Raw genomic sequence first — 443 nt, forward strand, 5'->3', positions numbered from 1 at the left:
CCATTACAAGAGAAGCCTGTGGTGAACCTGCTTGCATGGTCTGATGGCTATGGCGAAATTGAAGTCACTGCCGAACTTACCAATGAATCTTTAAGCTTATTGCCGGGTAACTTACTGCTGAAGCGATGGCGAGAAAGCACTGGGCAAATCGAAGGGGCTTACTCGGTGAAATTAAGCGCAGCGGAGGAGCCTGCTGGCGGCACATTCTTAACGATCTCTTCCAACGATCGTGAGTTGGCATCTCGTGTCAGTGAACAGCTAGCAGATACCTTAGCGTCCTTAAAAGGTGTCTCAGATGTTTACGATGATAGTCAGGATGGCTTACCGCAAGTTCGTTTGGTGTTGAATCAATACGGACAACAGCTTGGCTTAACTCAAGCCACGCTAGCTCAACTTGCAGGCGAAGCATTTGGCGAAAGGGAAGTTCATCGTCTTTTGGAAAA

General features: G+C 48.1%; 1 pseudogene. It reads left to right on the forward strand.

The features are described from left to right. A pseudogene (locus A3712_RS27745) lies at positions 1 to 443 on the forward strand (efflux RND transporter permease subunit); the annotation flags it as partial.

Origin of the sequence: Vibrio sp. HI00D65, assembly GCF_001635455.1 — a bacterium.
Lineage (GTDB): Bacteria > Pseudomonadota > Gammaproteobacteria > Enterobacterales > Vibrionaceae > Vibrio.